The sequence below is a fragment of the Actinacidiphila cocklensis genome, assembly GCF_907177275.1.
Taxonomy (GTDB): Bacteria; Actinomycetota; Actinomycetes; order Streptomycetales; family Streptomycetaceae; genus Actinacidiphila; species Actinacidiphila cocklensis.
In genome coordinates, this window is record NZ_CAJSLV010000060.1 from 54,161 (window position 1) to 79,517 (window position 25,357).

Genomic DNA, 25,357 nt, shown 5'->3' on the forward strand with positions numbered 1-25,357 from the left:
AGGTCGCCGCCGCCGGTGAGGGTGGGATAGCCCCAGAACGCGCAGGACAGACCATCTCGGCCCTCTCACGACAGGCGTTCCTGCGCGAGCGGCCCCTGACCAGTCCCGGTGCCCGTGTGACTCGGCACGCTCCGAGGTATCGCCGCCGGAGGCCCGTGCGCCTGGCACGAACCTGCCCCGGGGCGCCATCCGATGCGGCTGTTGGCCCTCGTAGAATCGATAGCTCGCCCTGCCTGGGCGACACGGGGAGGAAACGACATGTCGGACAGCAAGCACGACTCACCGATCTACGACGAGCTCGTAGAGGAGCGAGGCGACGCCGTAGCCGATTCCCGCACCGCCGAGCACGAAGCGCGATTCCAAGTCGAGGAGGCCCTGCGCGACCTGCGCACGGTCGGCAAGCCAGGCAACAGCGGGTGGTTCACCTGACGCTGAGTCGTGGCCTGTGCCGGGGACTCCACCCGATCGAGTGATCTGATGCCCCGGCTGCGAGGGGAAGAACGCCCGACACCGGCCGGCGCCGAACGGACGTCGACCGGTCACCACGAGAGCCCAGCCGCACGCCCTGCGAAAAGACGAAGGGCGTGTCCTTCCGTATCGAGCGGGCCGCCCACGTGCTGGCTGTACCCGTCGACCAGTTGGTGCCAGCGTTGTGCCACTTCACCGGACACCCGCAGCCGCGGACCCCGGTCGCGCATGGCCGAGGATGTCCTAGCGCCGCTCGATGCGCCGCTGGGCACCCTGTTCGTGGGGACCTGCGACACACCGCGGACGACTGGCCGGCGCTGCCCGTGACCGCCCCGGTGAGCCCCTGGCAGGCCCTATCGCTCGCGCTGTGCCGTGGGCGCCCGTGGTCGGCAGATGGCACGGACCTGCGGGCCTCAACCCCAACTGCAGCCCTGGAGTGCGGAACTCGGGCAGCACACTTATGCCGTGACAGGCTCGGGCGCATCGGCCGGCTTGTCCTTCGCGGGGGTGTAGAAGACGGAGGAACCCTGCCGGGTGCGGCCCGCCTGCCCCTTAGCAACAAGCCCCTCCACAGCGTTGCGGACCGCCGTGGCCTTGATGTCCCGGTCAGGATGGCCCTGGGCGAGAGCGGCGGTGATCTCGGCGGCCGAGTGTGGCCCCGAGTTCTGACCGAGGAAACCGCCGACCAAGGAGACGAGCGTCGGCCCGCCGCTCCTACCTCGCACCTTCGGGCTTGTCCCTGCGGCACTGCCCTTGCCGGGCCTGGAGGCAACTGCCTTCCTACGCGGGGATCGAGCGGACCGGGAGGTGCCAGACCGCTGCTCAGGAACCTGCGCAACCTCACCTTCAGCCGTGGTGTCGGCCGCCTCATCATCCAGGGCACGCTGCACACTCAGCAGGAGAACCTGATCCTGCCGAAGCACCTGCAACTGCGCATCGAGCGAGGCAACTTCGGCAGCTACCCGTTCCTGTGCCTCGGCGTTGCGCTGAAGGTCTGCAGCCACTTGGGCGGCGTACTGCGCCTTGACACTGGGTGCTTGGTCTTCAGACATGAGTCGTTCCTTCACGGTGGTGGATCGCGGGGCTGGAAGCGGATCGTACCCGCATACTGCCGCCACCAGCCGATATACGGCGCGCAGGAACTCGCTTATGCTACAAGCCGTACCAGCATGAGAACTCACGGGGGCACACAGGTGAGGACGGGGTACGGGACCATGCCGTCTTCCCCGTGAATTCCGCCAGCTGCCAGCCGCGTGGCTCTGTTCACGAGAACAGGTTCTGGCTCAACTTCTGGGGTCTGCTGCAGCCGGTGCCGGTGGTGGATAACGGCTCGCCGTACGCAGGACGATCCTCTACCGTGAGCCGGAGCGGGATGGCGCGCATTCTCGCAGGCTGCGGTGCCGTGGCAGAGCGGCCCATTGCGATCGCCGTGAGCGAGGTCCCTCTCACGGCGACTGATGGAGGCGGGGCGGGCCTGCCCCTATCCGTCCGCGGGTTCAAATCCCGTCGGCACCGCAGCCGACCTGGAACTTAGTCCAGTGCAAGCATGGCGACGTCGGTTGCCGGTCCACAGTAGTTGAGCCAGACACGGAACTCGTGAACAGAAACCCGCCGCGGCTCGCGCCTCAACCGCCCCGGTCTGCGGGTGGCGGCGCATCAGATCCTGCCGCAGCGCCGGTGGACGTCGACGTTGCAGATCAGCACCGGCAGCCGGTGAGCGTGGGCCGCTGCCGAGGTCTGCTTCCTCCACAACGCCCCCGACCGCAGCGACCGATGACGAGTGCTGTGACCGGGAGCCTTTGCCGGGTTGAGTAGGCTGAATTGCTGTGGTGAAGGAGGCGGGATGGCGCGGAGGCCGCCGATAGATGACGCTGTGGCGCTGCTTGAAGGCGAGCTTGGAGCGGGGCATCAGGAGCTTGCTGGTCTCGGCTCTGAGGGCGTCTGGCGGGCCTTCCTCCGTTTCAGCCGACTGCGGTTCGACGTCTCGGACGCTCCTGATACTGATGGCCTCCTTTTCCAGTACGGGACCTACTCTTTCGACGGTCCGGCGAGGTTCATGGTGGACCTCACACGGCAGTTCGAGGTCGTCGACGACGATGGTGATCACGACCACTACGTGCAGGTCCACTGCGAGATCCGATACGGATCCGAACGTGCCCTGGAAGCCCTGGGAAGCTTCGACTCCTGGTTCTTCCACGGTGATGGAGCTGATCTCGAAGAATGGGCCCGAGAGCTGACCGAGCGCTCGGCTTGGACGACGGTCAGAGCATTCACGCCGGCCGAGATCAGGGTGTTTCAGGAGCAGGTGTAGTTGCTCAGGCAGTCATCGTGGCGGGCCGGCCGCCCCAGCGGATGTGCCTCTCGCTTCGGATGCGCGCGCGTTCGCGTCGCTGCGGTGCGAGGACGTCGGGGTGGCGGCGGATGTGGTCGCGCCACCGCACGCTGGTGTGCAGGGCGCGGGTCTGGACCGTGTGGTTGGGGTGGTTCGAGTTGGCCACGGTGAACTGCCGCAAGGGTCCGAAGCGGGCCTCGATCGGGTTGGCCCAGGAGGCATAGGTGGGGGTGAAGCACAGATCGACCTTGTTCTGGGCAGCCCACGTGCGGATTGTCCATTTCAGGTGGGAGAGGTTGTCGAGGATCACGTAGATCGGGGCGCCGTCCGGATGGGCGGCGCGGATCGATCGAATGGCGGCCCAGGTGTGGTCGATCTTCGACCGTCTCACGCGGTTGGGGCTGGAGATCGACGTCGGCTCTTGATCGCGGACGGCCCTCGCGGAGAGACTGCCTGGCATGGGAACAGTGGCTGTGGATACGAGGGTGTGGAGGGGCAGGCTGCGGTGAAGGTCGACCTGCCGTTTTTCCGCTATCACCCGGATCCCGTCGCCAGTGGGTCGATCCGCGCTGCCGCCGAGGCATGTGCGTGCTGCGAGCGCGACAGGGGCTGGATCTACACGGCGACCTTCTACACCGCCCGCGAGGTCGACGGGCACTTCTGCCCGTGGTGTATCGCCGACGGAAGCGCGGCCGAGAGATTCGCGGGCGAGTTCGTCGACTCCATTGGGCTCGACGGTGTCAGCGACGAGGTCCTTCATGAGGTCACCCGCCGCACCCCTGGGTTCCACGCCTGGCAGGATCCCCACTGGCTCGTCCACTGCCAGGCCGCGGCCGCCTACGTAGGCGAAGTCGGGTACGCCGTACTGGCGGCGCGACCTGATGCTCTCGCCCAGTTGCGGGCCGACATGCGCCTCGACGGCTGGCGGGACGAAGCCCAGCTTGAGCAGTTCCTGAACCACCTGGGTGAATCGGCGACTGCCATGCTCTTCCGCTGCACGGTCTGCACGGCCCATCTCGCCTACGTCGACGCATCGTAGGGCCGTTACGGTCTGCGGTACCTCCAGATCCCAGGGGGGCGGGCCTTCGCCCTGATGGGTGGACACGGCCGTCGGTGTGCCGACGAGATCGGCCACCGGCGAGGGTGACGCCGATCGGCGCCATCTTCCCCGTCAGTCCAGCGGTGCGGCTCCCAGCGGGTCCGCCGCAGTTCGGTCGCCGTCTATGCGGTCGAGCAGCGCCCGGGCTTCAGCGGTGTAGTAATGGTCCGGGCCGAAGCAGACCAGGCAAGCCTCGTGGGCGGCTGCAGCCCAGGTACGAGCCTCGTTCCTGCGGCCCAGGCCCAGGACTGCAGTAGCCATGGCCAGTTCGACGGCGCCGGTCTCTGAGCGGCGCTCCTCCTCGGACAGGCTGCGGAACAGATCATCGGCGCGCTCCGCCTCGGCGAGAGCAGCCTCGTGGCGGGCCTGTCCGTTGAGGCTGCGAGCCAGACCGAGCCGCAGGAGCAAGGTGAACCGGTCCGCTTCGTGACGGGCGCCGAGCGCCTCGCGGGCCAACTCCTCGGCCTGGACGTGTCGCCCCTGCGCGTTGAGGGCGAAGATCAGCCCAATGCGAGCGGCAACCGCCACGAGCAGCATTTCCGGACCTGCGCCGGTCGCCGCCCCCCGGCCGACGGCCGCGCACTCCGCCTCGGATTCCGCGTGACGGCCCAGCATCGCTATCACCCGGGCGCGGTCCGAGCGCAGTTTCAGGGTCTGCGGGTCTTCGGCGCCGAAGACCCTGCCGAAGTCCGGCAGCAGAACGTCGTACGCGGCGGCGGCCTCGGCCTGGCGGCCTTGGGCGCTCATCGCGAGCGCGGCGATGCTCGACGCCACCAGCGCGTACTGATCGTCAGGCCGCCAGGACCGGGCCGCGGCTACGGCGCGGGCCTCGGCCTCCGCCGCGACATAGCGCCCAGCCATATACAGGGCTGTCGCCTGGGACACGGGGGATCTCGTCACCTGGCTGGCGTCGGCTCGACCCCGCGATCGAAAGAGCCTCATGCGGGGAGCATACGGATGCCGCGTACGCCCGCTCGGCAAAGTACAAGAAGGGGTCCGCCCCATGCCACGATGGCGCACACGCAGGCGGGCGTGCGTCCGTACAGCACTGAGCCACGGCCCGCGGCCCGGCCAACGGGGTGGGCCTGGCAAACGCCTACGGCCCGGCTGTGGCCAACGCTGCCAGGACGAATGCGTCGAAGGTGCGCCGTCAACGAGACGGTCCCTGCCAGCGTGGGCGCGGAGCATGAGCTTGGTGGTGGCGACCGCCTGCTGCGGCCACCGAGACAGCGGCCTGGCCCAGGCCTCCACCTCGGCGTCCAGATCCTCCTCGCCGCAGACCTTGTGCACCAGCGACATCCGCCCGGCCGCCGCGGCGTCCACCGGTGCACCGGTCAGCAGGAGCTCCCGAATGCGCGCCGCCCCGGCCTCGGAGATGAGCCGGCCCAGTGCCCCGCCCCACGCCGGCGCCATCCCCAGTCCGATCTCCGGCAGCCGCAGTTGGCAGGTGGTGGCGGCGATGCGCAGGTCGGTGAAGGCGGCAAGCGCGAGGCCGGCGCCGACGACCCTGCCGTGGAGCCGGGCGATCGTCACCGCGGGCAAGGCTTCCAGCACCTCGCATAGTTCTCGCGCACCCTGGGTTGATGCTCGCAGTGCCGCGCCGCTGGGGTCCGCTTGCAGGGACGCCGTGATCCCCCGGCGGTCGCCGCCGAGGCAGAAGTCGTCGCCCGCGCCTGCCAGGATGACTACCCGGACCTCGGACTCGTCACGCACCGCACTGAGCAGGGTGGTCAGTTCCCGGATGCACTCCGCAGTGAGGACGTTCCCCGGGCCGCTGCACAACTGCACATGCAAAACCGCGCCGTCGCGGCGGACGTCCAGCGCGGTGAACGCCGGGGCGTCGGGGGCGGTCAGCGTCATCGGCTTGCTCCGCCCAGGCTCAGGGGCAGGTCGATGATCCGGCGAAACACCAGGCCCGGCGCCCACCGCGGCTCCCCGGCCGAGATGAGTGCGGGGCGGCGGAGCAGGCCGGCCAGGAGCGTCTGCGCTTCCAGCCGCGCCAGCGGCGCCCCGAAGCAGTAATGGACGCCGGCGCTGAACGCCAAGTGCCCCTGGTCGGTGCGGCGGACGTCGAAGTCGTCGGCGTCGCGATGCCGCCGGGGGTCGCGGTGCGCGGCCCCGACGATCGCGTGGACGAGCTGCCCCTCTGCGATGTCACAGCCGGCCGGCGTTGTAGGTGCCGAGAACCACGTCCGCGCTGGTCATGCGGCATGTTGGTACTCGTGGAGTATGCCGCCGAGGCGATCGTGTCTGCGGACGTCGAGGTGGGCGAGTTGGTTGGATTCGAGGGTTTCCGGGAGAGGGCGTAGGGGTGCGGCGCCGGTGAGTGCTCGGTGGGGTCTGTGTTCGTTGTGGAACTGTTCGTATTCGCGTAGGGCGTGCAGGTGGGCTTGGTCCCAGATGAGGGTGCGGTCGAGTAGTTCGGCTCGGCAGGAGCGGATCCAGCGTTCCATGATCGCGTTCATGCGGGGCATCTTCACCCCGGTCTTGACGGCCTCGACGCCCTGATCGGCGAGTACGGAGTCGAAGCTGCTGGGGTAGCGTACGTCGCGGTCGCGGATCAGGTATTTGATCCTTGCTCCGGAGTCTTGGATGTCCATGGCCAGGTTGCGGGCGAGTTGGGTGACCCAGGCAGCGGTGGGTTGCGTAGTGACGCCGAGGATGCGGACGCGTCGGGTCGCGTGCTCGATCACCGTCAGGACGGTCAGGGACGCGCCGGTGAGGGTCTTGGTCTCGAAGAAGTCGGCGGCGAGGATGGCTTCGGCCTGGGAGCGAAGGAAGGTCGCCCAGGTGGTGTGTTGCCGGTCGGGCGCGGGCGGGATGCCGTGTTCCTTGAGGATGCTCCACACGGTGGAGGCGGCGACCTTGATTCCGAGTGCGGCGAGTTCGCCGTGTACGCGTCTGTACCCCCAGCTGGGGTTCTCGTGCACGAGGCGCAGGACCAGGACGCGGATGGACCGGACGGTGCGGGGCCGGCCCGGGCGCTTGGGACGGGAGGCTTTCGCGTGGCGGCGTCGGAGCAACTTGCGATGCCAGCGCAGCACGGTGTCGGGGGAGACGATCAGGTGGAGCTGACGCAGCCGCTCCCGGGGAAGGTGGTGGAGCAGCGCCGCGAGGAGTGCCCGGTCGGGCCAGGTGAGTTGCGGCTTGCCTGTCTGCCGCTGCAGGACGACCAGTTGGTGGCGTAGGGCCAGGATCTCCAGGTCTTTCTCGTGGCTGCTCATCGGCAGCAGTCGTATGAAGCTGACGGCGGTCGACAGGGTGAGGGATACGGAAGTCGCAACAGCACAGTCGAGCATCCTCGCAGCCGGCCGAGGCGGCTCCACGAGCAGCCTTCCCTGCATCGGACGCTCAACTGCCACCGCGCACCGCGGACCCCGAACCAGGGCTGTGACCGGCGCGGATGCAATATCCGGCACCTACAGGGTCAATGGGGACCGGCCTGGCGCAGGTACCTCGGTACCTGCGCCAGGTTGGTCCGCACCCGGACTACCGGCTCACACGCGCTGGAGGGCGAAGCGCTGGTTGGCACCGCCGCCCGGGGTCCACTGCGAGATGCGGGCGCCGTCGGCGGTCGACGCGTTGAACACGTCCATCGCCAGGCCGCTCTGGCGGTTGACCAGGTTCACCGTGCCGCCGCCCTGGTCCACCACGCGCCACTGCTGGCTCGCGGCGTTGGAATCGGGTTGCTGGCTGATGTCGGCGCCGGTGCTCGAACTCGCGACCTGCAACACCAGGCCGCTGTGCCGCGCCCGAATCCGGTAGTAGCCGCTACCCGAGTCGACGAAGTCGAACTGCTGGTTGAGCCCGCTGGACACCGGCCACTGGATCAGCAGCGCGCCGGCCGCGGTGGACGCGCCGTTGATGTCCGCGGCTTTGCCGCTGTGCTGGGCCACCAGCCGGTAGTACACGCCGGTCTGCGGACCGCTGCCGCCGCCCGCCGTCTCCACCGGTCGCCGGGACAGCGCCAGGGCCTGGCCGACGTCCGGCAGGGGCCGCAGCCGGTAGGTGTAGGAGTAGTCCCGGTCGGCGAACAGCTTGTACTGGTCCAGAGTCTGCGCGCCCCAGCTGTCGTTGCCGCCGACACCCATCTGGCGGTGGTTGAGCCGCAGCACGACCTCCGACCGCGGCGTCAACTGGTAGTCGTGCCGGGCACCGGTCGACAGGTCCTCCGGGGTGTAGTGCGACGCGTTCACCTCCAGCAGCGGTTCGCCGAACGCGAGCAGGCCGCGGCCGCTGCCGTTGACCAGCGCTACCCAACGCACGTCGGTCTTGTTGCCGTTCTCCTGCGGCCGGATGTAATCGGTCCACTGCCCGGAGACGGTCGAGGAGTACACGCCGACGTCGGACCCGCTGTTGCGGTCCCAGTGGTTCTCCTCCGGCCCACGGCCGTAGTAGTGCACCTGCTCCAGGTCCGCGGGCAGGAACAGGATCGTGCCCACCTCCGGGATGTACGGCAGGCTGGTCGCCCCGGGGTGCAGGGTGTTGTCCACTTTGATCTCCCCGTTGCCGTACACCGTGTACGTCGTGGTGTACGTCGACGTGGTGCTGGTCGGCAGGGTGCCGGTGACCGCGATCCGGACGGCGCGGTCCGACGGCTTGCTGACGGAGAACCCGGTCACGGTCCGGTCCAGGCCGGCACGCCGCCAGGTGCCGTTGCGGCTGGGCTGGCTGTTGCCCCGGTCGTTGTCCGTGGGCGCGCGCCAGAAGTTCGGCACCGGGCCGGAGTTGGCCAGCCGCACGCCCATCGCGTCGAACGAGCTGATCGTGCCGGTCGCCTTGGCGAAGACGACGGTGAAGTCCGTGCCCGCCACGGTGACGCGGTCACTGGCCTCGGTGACCGTCAACGCCGGCACGTCCGCCACCGGCGTCGGCACGACGGGCGGGCTGGAGAAGTTCACCGGGAGCTGTTGCCGCGCCACCTCGTACCCCGCGTCGGCCCAGGCCGTGGTGGTCGTAAGGGTGAACGACAGTTCGAGGAAGTGCTCCTCCCCCGGCGCCGGGGCGGTCGGCCGCTGCACGGGCAGCTGCACGGTCTTGCTCGTCAACGGCGCGATGTCGAGCTGCGCGGCGGTGAGCGCTCCACTTTGGACGGCTGTGCCGTCGGCGACCAGCGCCCACCGGCCGGTGAACTCGTTGACGTTGGTGAATAGGTTCTCGTTGGTGATCTTGACGACCCCGCTGGTGACGTCCGCGCCCGCCGAGACGGTGATCGCCTGGTAGACCCGCTTGACCTCGGCCGCCTTGCCGGCCGGCCGCCGGTCCGCGGTGAGGATGCCGTTGGCACAGAAGTTGCCGTCGTTGGGGTTGTCGCCCCAGTCGCCGCCGTACGCGAGGTAGGTCCCGCTGCTGCCCGACGGGATCGGCCGGTGCAGGCCCTGGTCGACGAAGTCCCAGATGTACCCGCCTTGCAGGACCGGATAGCGCCGGACGATGTCCCAGTACTCCTTGAAGTTGCCGTTGGAGTTGCCCATCGAGTGCGAGTACTCGATCATCACGTACGGGCGGGTGTCGGAGGTGTCCCTGGCGCGGCCCTCGACCGTGGACGGGCTCTCGTACATCCGGGACCGGATGTCGCTGACCTCGGGCCGGTTGTCGCCCTCGTAGTGGACGATCCGGGTCGGGTCGGCCGAGCGGATCGCGTTGCGCATCGTCACGAAGTTGCTGCCGCCGCCAGCCTCGTTGCCGAGCGACCAGATGACGACCGACGGGTGGTTCTTGTCGCGGTGCACCATCTGGACGGCCCGGTCCACGACGGCCGCGGTCCAGGCGGGGTTGGAGTCGGGGTAGTTGTCCCGCACGCCGTGGGTCTCCAGGTTGGCCTCGTCCATGACGTAGATGCCGTACTCGTCGGCGAGGTCGTACCACACCGCGTTGTTGGGGTAGTGCGAGGTCCGGACGGCGTTGATGTTGAGCCGCTTCATCAGCTTGATGTCGGTGACCATGTCCTCGCGGGTCAACGCCTGCCCGCGGTCGGGGTTCGTCTCGTGCCGGTTGGTGCCGCGCAACGACACGGGCTGACCGTTGATCCGCATCAGGCCGCCCGAGAGCGTGAACTCGCGGAAGCCGACCCGTGCCGACGCGGTCTGGGTGACCGCGCCGGACGGGTCGCGCAGTTGCAGCACGGCGGTGTAGAGGTTCGGGTGCTCGGCCGACCAGAGCTTCGGGCCCTGGACGGCCTGGGAACCCTGCGCCGTCGCGTCCTGCCCGACCGGCACCGCGCCCACGTTCACCGGTACCCGCAGGGGCGACGGCCAGACGGCCTGCCGGTTGGCGTCGTAGAGCTGGACCTCCACCGAGTACGTCCCCGACTGCTGCGCGCCGCGGTTGCGCACCGAGACCTTCACCGCCAGGTCGGCGTTGGTGTAGTTGTCCCGCAACGGGGTGGTGAGCGTGAAGTCGCGCAGGTGCACCGCGGGCACCGAGTACAGGAAGACCGGCCGGAAGATCCCGGACAGCCGGATCATGTCCTGGTCCTCCATCCAGTCCCCGTCCGGGAACCGGTAGACCTCGACCGCGACCAGGTTGGAGCCGGCCTGGACGTAGTCGGTGACGTCGAACTCGGCCGGCGTGTACGAGCCCTCGCGGTACCCGACCTTCGTTCCGTTGACCCACAGGTAGAACCCGGACTTGACGCCCTCGAAGTGCAGGTGGACCCGCCGCCCCTGCCAGGCGGTCGGAAGGTCGAACCGCCGGCGGTACTGGCCGACCGGGTTGAACCGCGTCGGCGCGAACGGCGGCTGGGCGTTCTCGTTCTGCCCGTTGGCGCCCCACCAGGGGTAGGTGTAGTTGGTGTAGATCGGGAAGTCGTAGCCGTGCTGCTGCCAGTTGGCGGGCACCGGGATGGTCGGCCAGGCGGTGTCGTCGACGTCGGTGCGGTGGAAGTTCAGGTCACGGTCGGCGGGCTTGGCGACGTGCTTGAACCGCCACGTCCCGGTGAGGTCGAGCCGGTACGGCGACGTGGTGCGGTCGGCGTCCAGCGCCTGCTGGAGGTCGGCGTACGGCATGGAGGTCGCGTGCGGCGGCTCCGAGTTGACCTCGAAGATCCCGATGTTGTTGTTCCACTCGGGGTAACCGTTGGGCGGGTCCACCCACGCGGCCGCGACTTCGGGTGCCGCGCCGGGCGCGCCCGACGCGATCCCGCCCGGCAGGGCCACGACCCCCAAAGCGGCGAGCCCCCCGCCGAGAACCGTGCGCCGACGGATGGATCGTCCTTGGTCCTGCGGGTCGGTCATCATCGTCTCCCGTGAATGCGTGGAACCGTGATGGCAGCGTCAGGTCCGCAGCTTCCGCTGCCGGTTCAGTCCGGGCTGTGCTTCGACATCGCCCAACGCGGGCACCACCAGCGGCACCGGGATCGTCGGTGCGGGGTGGGTGCGAGGTGGCCGACCGCGCGACATCCGGCTGGGGCGCGAGCTCTTCAACGGTCGGGAACCGAGGCACCGCACACCAGATCGCCTCCCTCGTCGCAGGCCACGGCTGAGGCCCGTAGCGGGACCACCCCAGCGCCAGGAGTGTGGCACAATCGCGGTCGAGCTGGCCAGACTGCATCGCACTTATCTTCACGGACACAAACGCGTCTGCCGAATGAGTCGGACTCATCGCGGCTGGAGTAATTGTCGAGATCTGTGATCAGTTGAGGTGGATCACGCTGCGAGGGTCTCGTCTCGTTCAACGAGGAGGCCGTTTTCGAAGCGGGCGCCGGCTCGGACGAGGGCGACGAGGTGCGGTGCGGTGACCGCTCGCCAGCGGGCCTGGGCGGACTCAACGAGTTTGAAGACCATCGCGAGGGGCCGCGGCCGGGCCTGCCGGCGCCACGGGTGACCTTGGTCCGAAGCTTCACGGTGGAGAAGGTCGACTCAATCGGATTCGTCGTCCTCAGATGGACCCAGTGCTCGGCGGGGAAGTCGTAGAACACCAGCAACTCGTCGACTCGCCGGTGATCTTCGCCGTGGCCTTGGGGAACTTCGCCCCGTACGCCTTCTCGAACGCGGTGACCGCCTTCTCGGCGTGCCCACGGTCCTCGGCGTTGTACATCTCCTGCAGAGCCTTCTTCGCGCCGGGCTGCACGGACTTCGGCAGCGCGTTCGAGGCGTTCCTTGTTTTGTGAACCCAACGCCTCTGGTGCCTGGCCTGCGGAAACACCTCGGCCAGCGCCCTCCACAGGCCCATCGCACCGTCGCCGACCACGAGCATCGGGTCGCGCATCCCGCGCCGCCGACAGTCGCGCAGCAGATCCGCCCAGGACTCGGTGGACTCCCGCAGACCCTCGGCGATCGCGATGAGTTCCTTGGTGCCGTCGACGCGGACGCCCATCAGGACCAGGAGACAGGAGTGCGTCTGGGACAAGCGGATCTTGGGATGGACGCCGTCGGCCCAGACGTAGACGTAGTCGGATCCGGCCACGTCACGGCGCTGGAAGGCGGCGCGGTGTCGGCGGTTCACTGCTGCGTCAGCCGGGTCACCGGGGCCGGCGACAGCACGGCCGGGGAGCCCAGGAACTGTTCCATCGCGGGCGCGAAGTCGCCCGATGGCAAGCCGTGGAGGTAGAGCAGCGGCAGCACCTCGCTGATCTTCGGGGACTTCCGGCACCACGGCGCCAGGATCTTCGAGGAGAACCGCTGACGTTCACCGGTCGTCTCGTCGACCCGCTTGTCGTTCACGCGCGGGGCGGCCACCTCGACCGGCCCGGCAGCCGTGGTCACGGTCCGCGGCCGGTGCCGGCCGTTGCGGACCACCAGTCGGCGACCTGCCTCGTCACGCTGCCCGGCGAGCTCGCCTATGTACTGGTCCACCTCCGCCTTCAGTACGGCGGCCAGCATCCGCCGAGCACCCTCACGGACGATCTCATCAATCAGGGAACCGGCCTCGGTAGTGCCATCTTCGTTTACTACGCTGAGCACGGGTATGCCTTCCCTGACCCGCGTTCGCAGCGCGGGCCTACTCGGTGACTTGGTGGTCACTCACTCGGGAAGGTACGCCCTTCGCGCGTCCTCCAGAGGAGTTGATCCACAAGTCCTGAGCCTTGCTCCTGCCTTGTGACGGTGCCCGATCCGCGCCTTCTCCTTCGTTCTCGCGCTCGCCGCGTGCGCGGTGCTGGCAGGCGCGAAATCGCCGACGGCGATCGCTGAATGGGCGGCCGACGCACCGGCCTGCGTGCTCAGCACGCACGGCGCTCCGAACCGCGAGCCCACCGGCCCCAGTGCTCCGGCAGAAGCCCGTACCGCTTCAAAACGGCTTCACCATCTGTGAGCTGGGGGTTCGTCCGGGGTCAGCTGGCCTGGCGGTACTCGTTGATGAGGCCTGTGACAGCTTGCCGGCGTTTGATCCGAGCTGCTGGCAGCAGTAGGACCTTGGGGTTGTCCAGGGGTGCAAGCTGCTGGCGGCCTTGGTGGGGGCGATGCTCGTTGAAGTGGTGGGCGTATTCGTGGAGGATCTTCTGGGCGTGACCGCGGTCGTAGATCAGCAGGCGGTTGGTGCATTCCTCGCGTACCGAACGTATGAAGCGCTCGGCGTGCGGGTTGCAGTTGGGGCTGCGCGGAGGGGTCTTGGCCACGGTGATGCCTTCGCTGGTGAAGGCGGCGGTGAACTTTGCGTCCCGGTCGCGGATGAGGTGGGTGAAGTCGGCGACGTGTTCTCCGAGGTGCCAGAGAAGCTGTCGTGCCTGTTGTGTGGCCCAGGCTGCGGTGGGGTGGGCGGTGACGCCGAGGATGTGCACCGTGCGGGTGTGTACCTCCATCACGAACAGGGCGTACAGCCTCTGGAGTCCGATTGTGTCGACGTGGAAGAGGTCGGTGGCGAGTAGGCCGTTGGCTTGGGCCTTGAGGAATGTGGTCCACTCGCCCCGTGCGGGATGTCGTCGCGGAGCGGGGCACAGGCCTCCGGCGCGCAGGACGCGGCGGACGATGGCGGGGCTGACCTTGTGTCCGAGGCGGCGCAGTTCGCCGTGTGCACTCTTCGGAAGCCCCAGTGGGGGTTCTCGGTGCCGAGCCGCGTGATTAGCTGGCGCAGTTCCTGTGGGACTGGAGGGCGTCCCGCGGACGGCGGCTGCGTCCATTTCTTCTTGATGAGCCGTTGGTGCCAGGCGAGGAGGGTGCGTGGGGAGATGATCCGGTGTCTGCGCAGCACCCGGGGGGTAGTCGGGCGAGGGCGGCGAGTAGGGCGCGGTCTGGCCAGCTGGGCCTTGGCGCGGTGATCTGGCGCCGCAGCACCGTTACTTCCTGCCGCAAGATCAATATTTCTGCGTCTTTGGCCGCCGAAGAGCGAGACAGCAGGACCAGCCAGGCGAAGATCCGTGTGGAGATCAGGTAGAGCAGTCGCACGAACATGAGGACTCATGGTGTCGTATCGGTGCATGGGAGCGTCGTCCCAGGTCAGGGGCTACGCAGCCATTCTGGAGCGGTACGGGTTTTCAGCCCGCTCCTGCCGACAACCTCTTCCGTGCAGGTCATGCGGCATGTTGGTACTCGTGGAGGACGCCGCCGAGTCGGTCGCGTTTTCGGATGTCGAGGCGGGAAATCTGCCCCGGATCAGTGGTTGGCGCGGGCAACGGGTGCAGCGGACGGGTGTTCGCGATGCCTTGGTGCGGTCGGTGCGCGTTGTAGAACTGTTCGAACTCCCGGAGGGCATGCAGCAGGTGGCGGTGGTTCCATATGAGGGTGCGGTCCAGTAGCTCGCGCCGGCAGGTTTGCATCCACCGTTCCATGATCGATTTCATGCGTGGGCATACGTACGCTGCTGAGGGTTACTTCCACGCCCGCCTCGGTGAGGATGGTGTCGAACAGGGCGGGGAACTTCCCGTCCCGGTCCCGTATCAGGAACCGTGCGTGGCAGTCGGCGTCTTGAAGGTCCATGACGAGGTTCCTTGCGGTCTGGGTCACCCAGGACGTGGTGGGATGTGCGGTGGCGCCAAGGATGCGGATCCGCCGGCTGGCGTGCTCGATCACTGCGAAGATATATAACCGCGCCCCGGACAGGGTGACGGTCTCCAGGAAGTCGCAGGCAGCAGGACGTCGGCCTGGGAGCGCAGGAAGTCCGCCCAGGTAGTGGAGGCCCGTTCGGTGCCGGGTCGATGCCGGTGTCCTTGAGAATCTCCCAGACGGTGGAGGCGGCACCTTCACGCCCAGGACGAGGAGCTCACCGTGGATGCGGCGGTAGCCCCAGCTGGGGTTGTCCCGCGCGAGCCGCAGCACCAGCAGCCGGATGGAGCGTGCGGTCCGTGGTTGTCCCGATCGCTTCGGGCGGGAACGAGCTGCGTGGTGGCGCGCGACCAGATCCCGGTGCCAGCGTAATACCGTGTCCGGGCGTACCAGCAGTCGTACCCGGCGCAGCACGTCCCGCGGCAGCCGGTGCAGCAGGGCCGCCAGGAACGCGCGATTACCCGGGGTGAACCGCACCCTTTCTTGGCCGAGTTGGCGTTCCAGGACCATGATCTGATGGCGCAGCGCGAGGATCTCCGTGTCCCTGTCCCGATCGCTCATCGGCAGCAGACGCAGCATCGCGAACGCGTTCGTCACGGTCAGGTAGGCCAGTCGCAGCAACACAATTGATCAGCATGCCGGGGGCTTACCAACCGCGCGAGAGTGCCATCCGAATGCCTACGGGCTCCGACCCTGGCTACCTCCTTCCACCGGCTCTCACCAGGCAGGATGAGGTTTTCGGCAGGGGCAGCGTTTCCGCACACCCCCCAAGGGCTGAGCCAGGGGGAGTTCCAGCGGGCCGGCAGCCGCCGTGGTCCGAGCCGGGTGCCTTCGACGCGGTGCGCCGTCCGTCCGGGGCGGGGCGGGGCGGGGCGGGGCGTGAAGGGTCCATGTCCGCGAAGGCGTCGTTGACACACGAGGGCCGCCGTTCGGAGCATGTGGGGTCGGTCCGCGTCTCCAGCGGGTCCTTCTCGCGAACGGACCGACCTGGCGTTACCGAGGAGGAGCCCCGGCCGGGGTGCGGCCGGGGCGCCTCGGCGGATCGGGGCGCGTGCGGGTCAGCGCTGGAGGGTGAGCAGACCTGGCCGCCAGGGCAGCAGGTTGTAGGAGGTGCCGTCCGAGGAGGGGTTCCTGCCCTGGTAGAGGAACTGGAGGTTACAGGGGTCGATGGTCATGGTCTCGTCGGGGTTGTTGCGGATCAGGTCGCCGTGGCTGATGTCATTGGTCCAAGTGGCGCCGCTGTTGGCCTTGCCCGCGAAGGGGCTGGACTCGCTGGTGGCCTGCGGGGTCCAGGATCCGCTGAGGCTGGTGGCGGTGAACGAGCGGAAGTAGCGCCCGTGCGCGCCCATCGCCTCGACGATCATCAGGTACTGGTTCTGACCCTGGACCTTGTAGACCTGCACCGCCTCGAAGAGGTTGGCCTGCGAGTCGCTCATGACGGTGGTGTAGGAGGAGCCGAAGTTACCGGGGAAGTTCCCGTACGGCATGCTCGACCGGTAGATCTTGCCGTTGTCGCCGGCGAAGAACAGGTACATGTTCTGTCCGTCACCGATCAGGGTCTGGTCGATCGGGTTGGACGGGGAGATGCTGCCGGTGAACAGCGGCTGCTGCGAGGACCAGCTGTTGGGGTTGGTGGGGTCGCTCGTCGTCCGGTAGAAGAAGGGCCACTGGCTCCACTGGGACGCCAGCACCCAGATGTTCTTGGGCGCGAAGTAGAACAGCGTGGGCGCCACCGTGCCCGAGTTCATCCCGATCTGCTGGGCCGACGCCATGTCCGACCAGTTCGTGAAGGGCGCGAACGCCATCGAGCCGTACGACCCGGACTGGTTGACGGTCGAGCCGTAGACCAGATGCTTGCCGTTGTAGACCACGGTGTCGAAGTCCTTCAGCGAGACCCATCCGTTCGCCGGCTGCGCCAGCGGGCCCGTCGACGACCAGTGATACGACGACGGAAGGGTGCACGGGCCGCCAGTGCCACCCGTAGTGCCGCCGGTGGTACCGCCTGTCGTGGTGCCGCCGGTGGTCGTGCCACCCGTGGTCGAGCCACCTGTGGTGGTGCCGCCGGTGGTCGTGCCTCCGGTCGTGGCTCCGCCGGATGTGGTGCTGCCGGTGCAGGTGGTGCCGTTGAGGGTGAAGGTGCTGGGTACGGAGTTGCTGGTGGTGAAGGCGCCGTTGAAGCCGAAGCTGGTGGAGGTGCCGGTGGCCAGGCTGCCGTTGTAAGAGGCATTGGTCACGGTGACCTGGGAGCCGCTCTGGGTGTAGGTGCCGTTCCACAGCTGGGTGACGGTCTGTCCCGAGGGGAAGGTCCAACCGACCTGCCAACTGGCGACCGGGTCACCGAGGTTGGTAACGCTCACGCTGGCGCCGAATCCGCCTGACCACTGGCTGGTGATGCTGTAGTCGACCTTGCAGCCGGTGGCTGCCTGCGCCGATGTCGTCGCGAACGAGATCCCCGCGGCGGCCAGCACCATGGAAAGCAGGGCGATCAGCATCGGCTTGTAGTGTTTGAACGTACACCTGAGTTTCACAGAAACACTCTCCTTGAGTGGGGGGCATGGAGGCCATCGGCCGCGCCGCTGCGCGTCGGCGGCCGTCAGGCGGTCGTGCGGGTGCCGCCGTTGAGCTGGAAGGTGTTCAGGATGCGGTGCCCTGACCGGCGAGGAAGCCGGCCCGCACGACGTGTTACCGGGCAGGCGCGCTGGGCCGACGGCTTCCGTGAGTACGCCAGGGACGTAGCGGCCCCGACCCGGCCGGCCGGAGGCGGCGAGGGAGGCGTGCCGGGCCGACCGGGCACGAGGCGGCGAGCGAGGCGGTTGTCGGCGGCTGCTCTCAACCGCGCACCGGCGGGCCGGGCTCGCGCGGTGACACCGCCCGAGGGGGCTTCAGCGCCGCACGCGGGCCGAATGGTGTCGCGTGTCGAGGTGGTCGGACAGGCGCGAGTCACGAGTGTTCACGCGGGGATCTCCTTGCAGCGTGGGGGTGTGGGCAAGGGGGCGCGAGGGTAATTGTTAGCGCTAACATGAACCGGGAGGCGGTCTGTGGGAGGAGCATCAGCTCTAACGACGGCACTGTGCGGGACCGGGGTGTGCGGTGTCAACCCTTGGCGCAGTGCTCCCCGGCCGCTCGACGATCCCCACACCGGGAGCCTGCCGAACACCACCCCGCCAAGGCCGTCGGCACCGCAGGTCGGCCCTGCGACGCCGCACCGGCATCGCAGGCGAGGTGACCAACTGCCAGGCCGGAGTCTCGCTCCACCTGGCTTCCCAACAGCCGGTAAGAGCTGGACCGATTCCGGTGAGTTCCATGACGACCGGGGCTTGAAGAACCGGGCTGCGGAAGACTGAACCGTTCCGGGTTCGGTGGAGGCTCGATTCTTTGAGTGGCCGCGGTCGAGCTGCGGGTGTGGAAGAAGTCCGCGGAGGGCCGGCTGTGCCCTTCGAGTACCTCGAGGTGATCCGCGTCGAGGTGGGCATGCCGACCGCGAGGTTCTGCAGGCTGGTCGGCGTTCCGAACCAGCAGGCCAGCACGTCGTGGGTGACCCCGAGGCGAAGATGGACAAGCGTGGCCAGCAGCCGGTCGATGAACACCAGCCGGTGCTTCGCGCCGGCGCCCAAGGCCCGTTTCCGTGGCCTGGACGCGAGCCTGGCCTGGTGCCGTTCGTGCCACAACGGGCTTACCTCAAGGCCCAGTTCAGCGATCCGGGCGGCCGACAGACCAGTGATTCGCCGGTTGCTGACGATCACTGCACGAGACGCGTTCTCCACCACCCGACCATGATCAACGATCAAGAGCTCGACGCCTCACCGCCAACCATGTACGAGCTCGTTAGCCCTACCGCCCGGTGTGCCAGCGCCTCCACCTGGACAGTGGTCGTAGCCGGCCCGGGCCCCGCCTCGGATACCGTGTTCCTCTACGGGGTGCCATGACGGATGTGACGCCCCCCACCGGAGGTAGTCAGCGTATGAGTTCAAAGCGCAGCAAGAATCCAGCCCTGCCCGTACTTGACGACGCATTCCGACTCGCGTCGGTCAAGGACGCCGACGAGTCTACCCGTGACTTGGCCGCGCGGCTGGCCACCACCGAGCTGCGCCGCGTTTCCCACCCGGGCCGGGTCACCTGGGAGCCCACCGATCAGGCCGAGCCCGTACCGGTCCCGCCGACTGTGGTCGACGGTGACGGGGACCTGTGGCTGCGGGACCGGGGCACTGGCACCTGGACCATGCCCGAGTTCGACCCGAAGGAGTTCCCGGCCCGCTGTGGCGAGGTTCTGACGTGGAACCAGCTTGCCCGCGAGTTCGGCCCGCTGACCGCACTGGCCGACGACCGCCGCATCGGCGGCGGCCGGCGCTGACCGCGCAGCGTTCTGGGATGACCGCGCCCCCCTGAAGCGCCCGTTACGGATAGCTGGGAGCTCCAGCTCACCGCCGAGCTCGACGATGGCGGCGAGCAGGTGAGCGTGGTGGTGGCGTGCGACGGCCTCGAGCAGCGTGGTGCGGGCCTGGCGCCACCCGATGTCCTCGGTGCGGCCGGCGTCGGTGGACCAGCCAGGTAGCTCGGCCTTCAGTTGCCGTGGTAAGCACGCGGCCCAGCTCGCCGATCGACTGCTGCTAGTCGGCCAACTGCCCGAGCAGGCCGCGCGCCAGCTCGTCGAGGGCGGCCACCGGGCCGGCGCCGAAGGCCCGCGCTTCGGATGCGGCCTCGGCGAGGACGTCTTCGTCCGGGATGCAGAGCGGGCTTGTGAGCGGCTGGTCGTCGAGTTCGTCCACCGGCTCAAACTCGGGGACCCGGGCTCGGTGGCGGTGCCCTTGCCGACAACCTCATCCACCCTGGCCAGAGCGGTGCGCCGGTTTCTGGGTGTTCTCGGATGTAGTGGCTGCTGTAGTGCTCTGGCGGCCACGACGATCACATCGGCATGATGATCACTCGTGCTGTTGAGAACTTGCATAGGTGAGCGTGACGAACGTGTTCGCAGCTCTGCGTCTCCTGCCTGTAGGGAGTCAAAAGTCCTTCATGCGTTCTGACCTGGTCTTCTCTGGCAGCGGCGATCCTCGTCAAGTGGCCTGACGGTACTCGTGGATGAGTCCCTCGAGGACGTTGTGGCTCTGGATGCGCTGGATGCGCTGTTCCGGGAAGGGGATGACGTTGCGGTCGTCAGCGGGAGCGCGGAGTTGCAGGGCACGGTGCGGCCTGCTGCCGTTGTAGTGCTCGGCGTACTCGGCCAGGACGTGCCGCAGGTGTTGTTTGTTGTAGATCAGGAGCCGGTCGGTGCACTCGGCCCGGATGGTGCGTATGACTCTTTCGGCATGGGCGTTCATTCGTGGGGCTTGTGGTGCGCTCTTCAGGATCTTGGTGCCGTCCGAGGTGAAGACGGCATCGAAGGCCTGGGTGTCTTGCTGTCGCGGTCGCGCAGCAGGTAGCGGAAGCCGGCGCCGCGTTGGCCGAGGTCGGTGAGCAGGTTGCGGGCGAGTTGCGTTGTCCAGGCTGCGGTGGGGTGGGCCGTGACGCCGAGGATGTGCACGGTGCGGGTGCCGACCTCCATCACGTAAAAGACGTACAGGCGCCGCAGGGTCACGGTGTCGATGTGGAAGAAGTCTGCAGCCAGCAGTCCGGATGCCTGGGCTTGAAGGAACTCCCGCCACGTCGGACTACCGCGGCTTCGTCGGGGTGCGGGGCCGAGGCCGGCGCTGCGGAGGATACGTCGGATGGTGGACGCTGCGACGCGGTGGCCGAGGCGACGCAGTTCGCCCTGGATGCGGGTGTAGCCCCAGGTCGGGTTCTCCTCGGCGAGGCGCAGGATCAGGGCGGTGAGTTCCTCGGAGATCGGTGGGCGTCCAGTCCGGGAGGGCTTCTGCTTCCACTTCCAGCGCAGCAGACGGCGGTGCCAGGACAGTAGTGTGCCCGGGGTGACGAGGCGGTGGCGACGCAGCCTGTTCGGCAGGTGCCGGGCAAGGGCGGCGAGGATGGCGCGGTCCGGCCACATCAGGCGCGGCCGGCTGCCGAGTTGTCGACGAAGCACCGCGACCTCGTGGCGCAGCACGAGGAGCTCAACGTTCTTGGCGTCGTGCGACCGCGACAGCAGCAGAAGAAGCCCGAGCAGCCGGACGAAGATCAGGTAGAGCACGCGCAACGCCATGCGATCCGAGCATGCCATGATCGCCTGGAACTGCAAAGAGCCTGATCAGGGGCCATGCGCCAGTTTTGGCACCCCACAGGCACACCATCCTGGCGCTGGCCGGAACTGGCCGATAACTACCGAGTGGGGCACTACCGGTACCACCGACTGACAAGGAGCCCATAACAGCACCGTATGGCCCCCGATCAGCGTGGATGAAGAGTCTGGCACCTACAGGGTCAGGCGGCGTCGTGAGCGGTGAGGGAGAGTTGCACGTCCTCGGCTTCGATGGCGATGTTCAGCGAGGCGGGGTCTGTCAAACGAGCGGTGTAATAGGGTTGTTGGGGTTACTGGCGGGCTGCTGAGAGTCGGCCGTCGAAGGTGATGTCGAAGGCGTTCAGGGCGGTCTTCCAGCGCATGGTCCAGCGGGCCTGGCCTTTGCCGGTGGGATCGAGCGACATGATGGCCATGTAGACGCATTTCAAGGCCGCGGTCTCGTTCGGGAAGTGGCCGCGGGCCTTGACCGCCCGCCGGATCCTGGCGTTCACCGACTCGATGGCGTTCGTGGTGCAGACAATGCGACGGATCTCGGTGTCGAACCGGAGGAACGGTGTGAACTCCTCCCACGCGTTCTCCCAGAGCCGGACAATCGCCGGATACTTCCTGCCCCATGCGTCGACGAACTCCGCGAACCGATCGAGTGCGGCTTCCTCGGTCGGGGCGGTGTAGACGGGCTTGAGGAGCTTGGCGATCTTGTCCCAGTCCTGGCGGGCGGCATGGCGGAAGGAGTTCCGCAGCAGGTGGACCACGCAGGTCTGGACGGTGGTGCGGGGCCAGACGGCCTCCACCGCGTCGGGCAGGCCCTTCAGCCCGTCGCAGACGAGCATGAGGACGTCGTTCACGCCGCGGTTCTTGATCTCGGTGAGGATGTGCATCCAGTGCTTGGCGCCCTCTCCGCCGTCGCCGGCCCACAGTCCGAGAATGTCCCGCCGGCCCTCGACGGTGACGGCCAGGGCCACGTAGATCGGCCGGTTCGCCACGGCGCCGTCGCGGATCTTCACGTGGATCGCGTCGATGAAGATCACCGGATAGACCGGGTCGAGGGGCCGGTTCTGCCACTCGGCCATGCCGTCGATGACCTTGTCGGTGAGCGTGGAGATGGTCTGGCGGGAGACCTCGGCGCCATAGACCTCGGCCAGATGGGCCTGGACCTCACCGGTCGTCAGGCCCTTCGCGGACAGTGAGATCACCATCTCGTCCACGCCGGACAGGCGCTTCTGCCGCTTCTTGGCGATCTTCGGCTCGAAGCTGCCCTCGCGGTCGCGGGGCACGGCTATCTCGACCGGTCCGACGTCTGTCAGCACGGTCTTGGCCCGGGTCCCGTTGCGGCTGTTGCCGCCGTTCTTCCCGGCAGGGTCGTGCTTGTCATAGCCGAGGTGGTCGGTGATCTCGCCTTCAAGGGCGGACTCCAGGAGCCGCTTGGTCAGCTGCTGGAGCAGGCCGCCCTCGCCGGTCAGCTGCAGGCCCTCGGCCTGCGCCCGGCCGACCAACTCGTCGATGAGCTGGTCGTCCACCGCCTTCGCCGGCTGCGGCTCAACGGCCTTGACAGGCTCGGCCTCGGTCACGTTGTCGCTGGTCATCGATGCATCTTCCTTGATCAGGAGTTACACCGATCGTTTTACAGACCCGGATACCTCGGCGCGCCTGGGATGATCGCCGACATGTTCGAAGAGAAGTTGGATGCGCTCTCACGGATGATGGCCGAGCACATGGCCCGGCCGTTCCCGCCTGGCTTCCGCGGCCTGGACATCGAAGATCAGGACATGGTGATGCTCGATGCGGACGCCTGCGGCTACGCCACGAGCGTCCTCAAAGGGCCTCTCACCGAACGGCACCGCGCAGGCCTCATGCGCCTGACGGCGATGTTCGGCAAGGTCCTCCGGGCGATCGAAGGTGAGTACGCAATTCGGTACTACACGCACGTGCGTGACATGGCCGTGCTGGCCGCTGAGGTCGAGGACCTGCGTGAGAAGTAGTGCCCCTGACCGGGACAGTCGGCGCGGCAGTCCCCGCGGCGGTTGGATGTGCGGTGACGTCCGTCCGACCGCTGGAGGTGTGGTGGCAGAGCCCGTCCGTGTCCGCAGGTTGACAGATCAGGAAGGGCAGAAGCTGCAGCAGATCGTTCGCCGGGGCAGCAGCAGTTCGGTGCGCCACCGGCGCGCGACAATGCTGCTGGCCTCGGCCGGCGGGAACCGGGTCCCGGTGATCGCGAAGTTGGTGCAGGCCGACGAGGACACCGTCCGTGACGTGATCCACCGGTTCAACGAGATCCGTCTGGCCTGCCTGGACCCTCAGTGAGTGGTGTGCATCGTGAAGTCGCAGGTCACGGGTCTGGTGTGCGCGGAGCGCGGGATGCTCGTGCTGGTCGTGGGTTGGTGACTTCAGCGAAGATCATCGGCGCCGAACTGCTGATGGCCCAGTGCGAGGACCGCGAATGGCGCCGGGCCAAACGCCGCGTCCGGGCCGCACGCTTTCCCGCTCACGCGTCGGTGACGGGCTGGGCAAGTGCGAATTGGAGGCCAGGCGGAAACCTCGTGGCTGCGCGGGATAGAGCCTGCGTGGATCGCTGTATGAGCAACGAAAACGTGCGGCAGATCGTGTGGGGCTCAAATAGAGGATTCGGCCGCTGATCTGCGGGTTCGTCGTATCGTCAGCTGGCGATCTGGTACTCGTTGATGAGTCCGCCGAGGACTGCCGTGCGGTGGACTCGGTGCTCGGTGAGGTCGATGGGGCGTGGTGGTCCGGTTTCGGCTTGTGATGGGCAGAGCTGGCTCAGGGCGCGGTGGGGCCGGTGTTCGTTGTGGTGCTTCAGGTAGCCGGTGAGGGTTCGGCGTAGGTGCTGTTCGTTGATGATGAGCGTTTGGTCGAGGAGTTCGCGGCAGAGGGTGCCGATGAACCGCTCGCAGTGTGCGTTCGCTTTCGGGGCCTGGGGCGGGCTTTTCAGGACGCGCAGGCCGGCGTCGGTGAACTGGCTGCCGCGGTCGCGGATCAGGAACTTCCGGTTCGGGGTGTCCATGGCGTCCATGAGAAATTTGCGGGCAGCCTGGGTTGTCCATGGGCCGGTGGGGTTGGCGGTGACGCCGAGCAGGTGGGCACGGCGGTTGCGGTGTTCGAGCAGGACCAGGGCGTAGATGCGTGTGAGGTTGATGGTGTCGACGTGCAGGAAGTCGACGGAGACGATGTGCTCGGCCTGGGCTGTGAGGAACTGTTTCCAGGTCGGTCCGGTGCGACGCGGGGCGGGATCGATGCCGGCCTGGTTCAGGATATTCCACACAGTGGAGGCCGCTATCCGGTGGCCGAGGCGGGTGAGTTCGCCGTGGATGCGCCGGTGGCCCCATTCCGGGTTGTCGGCAGCCATGCGCAGGATCAGGGCTTTGACGGCGGTGGCTGTGGGTGGGCGTCCGGGTCGGCGTCGCCGGCTGTAGTCCCATTTCTTCGCTACGAGTTTGCGGTGCCAGGCCAGTAGCGTGGCGGGGGTGATCGGGAAGACCTGGGCCCAGCGGCGGCGCGGTATCAGGTGCGAGAGCGCGGCGAACCACAGGCGGTCGGCTGGTTCGTAGCGCACGCGCGGGACCTGTCGGCGCAGGACCGCGTTCTCATGCCGCAGCACCAGCAACTCCGCGTCCTTGGCAACGTCACGCCGCAGCAGCAACGCCGGCAGCGACAGCAGGCGGCGGGTGACGGCGTACACCGTGGACAAGATCACGAAACATGGGTCCCAGACGAGGAAGAGCCGCTGCTCAGGGACCTTGGCCGGGTTCCTCACAGCGACGGACTACAGAACCAGGCGACGATTCGTGTTTTTGAGCCCCGCAGGATAGTCCTCCCCGGCACTGCTCACACCCCATCAGCGATCGCCCATCGCCACCGGCACGCCAGATCTCCAACGCGGTCTTGGAGGCGCGGCGCTGGAGCATGCGTTCTGCACGCTGTCCGGGACGGTGTCCGCAGGCGACGGCTGGACGACTCAGTACACAGCGACAGTGACGGTCGACCTCCACAAGGAGACCGATCCCCGGGCCGAGTTCAAGGACGAGGGCCGCGTCCAGGACGCCACCCTCGCGGTCCCTGGCCAGGGCACCTTCGCCGTGGCTTCCACCTCTGGCGTCACTGAACCTGTCACGGGCCTGGGAGACCTCTCGCCAGGCCATCCGAGTCCTGGACGGCGGGGCGGTAGGCTCCCTCGTGATCGACGGCACCAACCAATGGCAAGGCTCCGGCTTCCGGCCGAGCGGCGATCAGGCCGACCTGCGCCCGGTCGTGGCCGACACGAAGTCCCTCCGCCCCGCTCTCGTTCCGACAATGCGTCGACTGATGAAAGTCCTGACGGCTGCGCCCGCACAGTGAGACTGCCCACCGCCGGCGGG

At 67.9% G+C, this 25,357-nt stretch carries 17 protein-coding genes, 1 tRNA gene and 6 pseudogenes; 8 read left to right on the top strand and 16 right to left on the bottom strand.

Annotation, left to right across the window (positions count from 1 at the left end):
* The first annotated feature begins 258 nt into the window (after nucleotides 1-258).
* Nucleotides 259-429, top strand: coding sequence for a hypothetical protein (locus tag NFU81_RS21305; RefSeq protein ID WP_251492266.1), 171 nt, complete (start codon nucleotides 259-261; stop codon nucleotides 427-429).
* A gap of 497 nt (nucleotides 430-926) precedes the next feature.
* Here the strand turns inward: NFU81_RS21305 and NFU81_RS21310 are convergent, their stop codons facing one another.
* Entirely contained in the window at nucleotides 927-1,520 is a 594-nt protein-coding gene (locus NFU81_RS21310; RefSeq protein WP_251492268.1) for a hypothetical protein, read from the bottom strand.
* Between the two features lie 344 nt (nucleotides 1,521-1,864).
* Here NFU81_RS21310 and NFU81_RS21315 point away from each other — a divergent pair.
* A tRNA-Glu gene (locus tag NFU81_RS21315) sits at nucleotides 1,865-1,983 on the top strand.
* Nucleotides 1,984-2,311: 328 nt separating this feature from the next.
* On the top strand, nucleotides 2,312-2,779 hold the full coding sequence (locus tag NFU81_RS21320) for a hypothetical protein (RefSeq protein WP_251492270.1): 468 nt from the start codon (nucleotides 2,312-2,314) through the stop codon (nucleotides 2,777-2,779).
* Between the two features lie 4 nt (nucleotides 2,780-2,783).
* Here the strand turns inward: NFU81_RS21320 and NFU81_RS21325 are convergent.
* Nucleotides 2,784-3,188, bottom strand: a pseudogene (locus NFU81_RS21325) (transposase); the annotation flags it as partial.
* 117 nt (nucleotides 3,189-3,305) lie between these two features.
* Between NFU81_RS21325 and NFU81_RS21330 the strand changes: the two are divergent.
* Complete coding sequence (locus NFU81_RS21330; RefSeq protein ID WP_251492272.1) at nucleotides 3,306-3,839, top strand: CbrC family protein; 534 nt, start codon at nucleotides 3,306-3,308, stop codon at nucleotides 3,837-3,839.
* A gap of 132 nt (nucleotides 3,840-3,971) precedes the next feature.
* Here NFU81_RS21330 and NFU81_RS21335 read toward each other — a convergent pair whose 3' ends face one another.
* The 9 genes and pseudogenes from NFU81_RS21335 to NFU81_RS21375 all read right to left on the bottom strand — a co-directional run bounded on the left by NFU81_RS21335 (nucleotide 3,972) and on the right by NFU81_RS21375 (nucleotide 18,585).
* A complete protein-coding gene (locus tag NFU81_RS21335; protein ID WP_251492274.1) occupies nucleotides 3,972-5,759 on the bottom strand; it encodes an enoyl-CoA hydratase/isomerase family protein in 1,788 nt (595 codons plus the stop codon).
* A pseudogene (locus NFU81_RS21340) lies at nucleotides 5,756-6,061 on the bottom strand (cytochrome P450); the annotation flags it as partial. The gene NFU81_RS21335 and the pseudogene NFU81_RS21340, both read right to left, overlap by 4 nt.
* Nucleotides 6,062-6,100: 39 nt before the next feature.
* Nucleotides 6,101-7,188, bottom strand: a pseudogene (locus NFU81_RS21345) (integrase core domain-containing protein).
* A 208-nt stretch (nucleotides 7,189-7,396) separates the two neighbouring features.
* Entirely contained in the window at nucleotides 7,397-11,137 is a 3,741-nt protein-coding gene (gene lacZ, locus NFU81_RS21350; RefSeq protein WP_422665243.1) for a beta-galactosidase, LacZ type, read from the bottom strand.
* A gap of 408 nt (nucleotides 11,138-11,545) precedes the next feature.
* Nucleotides 11,546-12,802: pseudogene (locus tag NFU81_RS21355) on the bottom strand (IS256 family transposase).
* A 368-nt stretch (nucleotides 12,803-13,170) separates the two neighbouring features.
* Nucleotides 13,171-13,638, bottom strand: coding sequence for an integrase core domain-containing protein (locus NFU81_RS21360; RefSeq protein WP_251492280.1), 468 nt, complete (start codon nucleotides 13,636-13,638; stop codon nucleotides 13,171-13,173).
* Nucleotides 13,639-14,346: 708 nt separating this feature from the next.
* Nucleotides 14,347-15,442: pseudogene (locus tag NFU81_RS21365) on the bottom strand (integrase core domain-containing protein).
* 434 nt (nucleotides 15,443-15,876) lie between these two features.
* Nucleotides 15,877-17,346, bottom strand: a complete 1,470-nt coding sequence (locus NFU81_RS21370) for a non-reducing end alpha-L-arabinofuranosidase family hydrolase (RefSeq protein ID WP_422665244.1) — start codon at nucleotides 17,344-17,346, stop codon at nucleotides 15,877-15,879.
* Nucleotides 17,347-17,874: 528 nt separating this feature from the next.
* Nucleotides 17,875-18,585: a helix-turn-helix domain-containing protein gene (locus NFU81_RS21375; protein ID WP_308208311.1), complete on the bottom strand. Its 711-nt coding sequence runs from the start codon at nucleotides 18,583-18,585 to the stop codon at nucleotides 17,875-17,877.
* Nucleotides 18,586-18,779: 194 nt separating this feature from the next.
* Here NFU81_RS21375 and NFU81_RS21380 point away from each other — a divergent pair, with 194 nt between their 5' ends.
* Nucleotides 18,780-19,169, top strand: coding sequence for a hypothetical protein (locus tag NFU81_RS21380; RefSeq protein WP_251492282.1), 390 nt, complete (start codon nucleotides 18,780-18,782; stop codon nucleotides 19,167-19,169).
* A gap of 256 nt (nucleotides 19,170-19,425) precedes the next feature.
* Here NFU81_RS21380 and NFU81_RS21385 read toward each other — a convergent pair whose 3' ends face one another.
* The 4 genes from NFU81_RS21385 to NFU81_RS21395 all read right to left on the bottom strand — a co-directional run bounded on the left by NFU81_RS21385 (nucleotide 19,426) and on the right by NFU81_RS21395 (nucleotide 22,570).
* Nucleotides 19,426-19,584, bottom strand: a complete 159-nt coding sequence (locus NFU81_RS21385; RefSeq protein WP_251492284.1) for a hypothetical protein — start codon at nucleotides 19,582-19,584, stop codon at nucleotides 19,426-19,428.
* A gap of 285 nt (nucleotides 19,585-19,869) precedes the next feature.
* The gene (locus tag NFU81_RS41015; RefSeq protein WP_308208312.1) at nucleotides 19,870-20,133 is read right to left on the bottom strand and encodes an integrase core domain-containing protein; all 264 of its coding nucleotides are present in this window, start codon (nucleotides 20,131-20,133) and stop codon (nucleotides 19,870-19,872) included.
* Between the two features lie 23 nt (nucleotides 20,134-20,156).
* A complete protein-coding gene (locus NFU81_RS21390; RefSeq protein WP_308208313.1) occupies nucleotides 20,157-20,951 on the bottom strand; it encodes a helix-turn-helix domain-containing protein in 795 nt (264 codons plus the stop codon).
* 326 nt (nucleotides 20,952-21,277) lie between these two features.
* On the bottom strand, nucleotides 21,278-22,570 hold the full coding sequence (locus NFU81_RS21395; protein ID WP_251492286.1) for an IS256 family transposase: 1,293 nt from the start codon (nucleotides 22,568-22,570) through the stop codon (nucleotides 21,278-21,280).
* An 81-nt stretch (nucleotides 22,571-22,651) separates the two neighbouring features.
* Here NFU81_RS21395 and NFU81_RS21400 point away from each other — a divergent pair, with 81 nt between their 5' ends.
* Complete coding sequence (locus NFU81_RS21400) at nucleotides 22,652-22,966, top strand: hypothetical protein (protein ID WP_251492288.1); 315 nt, start codon at nucleotides 22,652-22,654, stop codon at nucleotides 22,964-22,966.
* 82 nt (nucleotides 22,967-23,048) lie between these two features.
* Nucleotides 23,049-23,285: pseudogene (locus NFU81_RS21405) on the top strand (helix-turn-helix domain-containing protein); the annotation flags it as partial.
* A 355-nt stretch (nucleotides 23,286-23,640) separates the two neighbouring features.
* Here the strand turns inward: NFU81_RS21405 and NFU81_RS21410 are convergent.
* On the bottom strand, nucleotides 23,641-24,696 hold the full coding sequence (locus NFU81_RS21410) for an integrase core domain-containing protein (protein WP_251492292.1): 1,056 nt from the start codon (nucleotides 24,694-24,696) through the stop codon (nucleotides 23,641-23,643).
* Nucleotides 24,697-25,175: 479 nt separating this feature from the next.
* On the opposite strand from NFU81_RS21410, the gene NFU81_RS21415 reads away from it, so the two are divergent.
* Nucleotides 25,176-25,337, top strand: a complete 162-nt coding sequence (locus tag NFU81_RS21415) for a hypothetical protein (protein ID WP_251492294.1) — start codon at nucleotides 25,176-25,178, stop codon at nucleotides 25,335-25,337.
* The last annotated feature ends 20 nt before the right edge of the window (nucleotides 25,338-25,357 follow it).